The sequence below is a fragment of the Mycobacterium sp. NGS67 genome (assembly GCF_059812185.1).
The window spans coordinates 1-2,638 of sequence record NZ_JCALCF010000069.1 but is presented as its reverse complement, the minus strand read 5'-3'; the positions used below and the strand labels follow the sequence as shown (position 1 = coordinate 2,638).

The window sequence follows — 2,638 nt, the reverse complement described above, 5'->3', positions numbered from 1 at the left end:
TGTCGGCGGACATGAAAAACTGCCCACTGGCGGACATGAAAGTGCCCGTTCGCGGCCAATAAGAACTGCCCACCGGCGGATACGAAAGTGCCCGCAGGCGGCCATGAATCTGCCCAGACCTACTTGATGTCGTTCGGCGCGTCTGCGCTGGGGCGGCCTCTCCTGCGGTTTCGATGTCGATGCCTAGTCGACCCGACAACCCCAGGAGAGACCTACTTGAAGTCTGACGGAGAACTCATGGAAATACTCAATGCCTACGACCTGACCGGGTCCTACCGCGCCGCGGCCGAGCTGTGTGGGTGCTCGCACCACACCGTGAAGAAAGCGGTCGAGGATCGCAACGCTGGGCTGCCCCCGGCCACGCGGCGGGCCCGGATGATCGATGATTGGCGCGACCTGCTGGAAACCTGGGTCGCTGATTCGAAGGGCAAGATCCGCGGCGACAAAGCCCACGACAAGCTGGTGGCGTTGGGCTACACCGGCACCGACCGCACCACCCGCCGTTCGTTGGCGGAGATCAAAGCGCAATGGCGCCTTGGCAATACACGCGTGCACCGGCCCTGGATCACCGAGCCAGGACTGTGGCTACAGTACGACTTCGCCGACGGCCCCCTTGTCGCCGGCCGCAAGATCGTGCTGCTCGTGGCGTGGCTGGCGTGGAGCCGCTACCGCGTCGTGGTGGCTTTGCGGGACCGCACCGCACCCAGTGTCTTCGCCGGCCTGGACCGCATCTTTCGCATCGTCGGTGGTGCTCCGACCTACCTGCTCACCGACAACGAGAAGACCGTCACCACTGGACACATCGCCGGAGTTCCGGTCCGCAACCGGGCCGCGGTCACCTTCGGCCGCTACTACGGCCTTTCGGTGCTGACGTGTGAACCCGCCGACCCAGCCACCAAGGGTGGGGTGGAGAACGCGGTGAAGCTCGCCAAAGCCGACATCGTGCCTACTGAGACCAACCTCCTGCCGCAGTACGACTCGTTCGCCGACGTCGAAGCCGCATGCGCCGGTTTCACCACCGAGATCAACGCCCGCGTGCACCGGATCACGGGACGCCGGCCGGCCGAGATGCTCATTCAGGAACGCCCGGCCCTGCACGCGGTTCCTGACCTGCCCCACACCGCCGCGTTGGGGGTGACCCGCCGGGTTCCCGACAACACCCCGATGGTCACCTTCGACCACTGCCAATACTCGCTGCCCGCAACTCTTCTGGGCCAGACAGTGTGGATCCGTGACCACGACGGCACCGATGAGGTGGTGATCTGCGCTCTTGATGGCGGCGGCCCGGTGGAGGTGGCGCGGCATCGCCGCGCCGCCCCCGGTAGTCCCGCCATCAACGATGACCACTTCCCTGAGCATCGGGACAAGGTGCCCGGTGATTACCGGGTGCGGGCCCGCACTGTCAGTGAGCAGACCTTCCTGGCGCTGGGGCCGGGTGCGGCGGTGTGGCTCAAAGAAGCCGCCGCCGTCGGCACCGAACGGATCCTGCAGAAGATGGCCCACGCGGTGGAACTGTCGGCGTTAACCGGCCGCGCCGATGTCGACTGGGCGCTCGGGCATGCTGGCGTGCACGGTCGCTTCGCCACCGGTGACCTTGATTCCATCCTCGCCAGCAAGGGCATGGACACCACTCGCCGCGGCGCCGACGAAGACACCTCCCTGGCGCAAGGAACCAGTGGGTGGAACTTATTCGGCCGCAACGTTATCGACGCTGACGAGGCAGGCATCGCGTGACTACCACCACGACCACCGCGTCGCTACCCGCCGACGTCGAAGCGCTGATGCGTGGGCTGCGGTTGCCGCACGCCCGCGCGATCGCCGCCGACGTGCTGGCCACTGCCCGAGCTCAACGCTGGGACCCCACCGAGGTGATCAAAGCGCTGCTGACCGAGGAGTCCGCCGGCCGGGCCCGGTCCATGCTGGCCGCCCGCCGCAAAGCCGCCGGCTTCCCGACCGGGAAGACATTCGACGTGTGGGACCCCAATGCGTCGTCGATCCCGTTACCGACCCAGCAGGCGCTACAGACCCTGGAGTGGGTGGGTCGTCGGGAGAACCTGGTGGTCTGCGGGCCCGCTGGCACCGGCAAGACGTTCTTCCTCGAAGCGTTGGGGCAGAAGGTCATCGAAGCCGGGATGCCGGTGGCGTGGTTCACCCTCGAGCAGATCGGGGTCCTGGTTCGGGCGCACCGCGCTGACGATTCGTTGGGCAAGGCCGTGGCCAAGATCGTGCGTGCCGAGCTCGTGGTGATTGACGACGTTGGACTGTTGCCCGTCGGTGCCGATGCCGCTGAAGGGCTCTACCGCATCGTCGAGGCCGCCTATGAACGGCGCTCGGTGGCGATCTCATCGAACCTGCACCCCAGTGGTTTCGATGAGCTGATGCCCAAGACGTTGGCGACTGCCACCGTGGACCGGCTGCTGCATCACGCGCACCTGTGCCAGACCAGCGGAGACTCCGTGCGGCTGGCCCAAGCCCTGCACGGGAAGGGAGTCAAACCCTTGAGCTGACAACGGCCTCAACCACCGGTGGCGGACACACCCTAATGGGCAGATTCGTGTCCGCCACTGGGCAGTTCTTATTGGCCACCTACGGGCAGTTCTCATGTCCGCCCACGGGCAGTTTCAGCTGTCCATTGACA

At 66.1% G+C, this 2,638-nt stretch carries 2 protein-coding genes; both read left to right on the top strand.

Going from position 1 to position 2,638, the window contains the following annotated elements; translation table 11 throughout:
- Positions 1–216 precede the first annotated feature (216 nt).
- A complete protein-coding gene (gene istA, locus AC5Y4D_RS27240; RefSeq protein ID WP_240258325.1) occupies positions 217–1,734 on the top strand; it encodes an IS21 family transposase in 1,518 nt (505 codons plus the stop codon).
- Positions 1,735–1,781: 47 nt separating this feature from the next.
- Complete coding sequence (locus tag AC5Y4D_RS27235) at positions 1,782–2,507, top strand: ATP-binding protein (protein WP_240263800.1); 726 nt, start codon at positions 1,782–1,784, stop codon at positions 2,505–2,507.
- Positions 2,508–2,638 lie beyond the last annotated feature (131 nt).

Excerpts from the sequence above, each read along its gene's own strand:
- AC5Y4D_RS27235 (WP_240263800.1), top strand. The coding sequence starts at position 1,782 with ATGCGTGGGCTGCGGTTGCCGCACGCCCGCGCGATCGCCGCCGACGTG.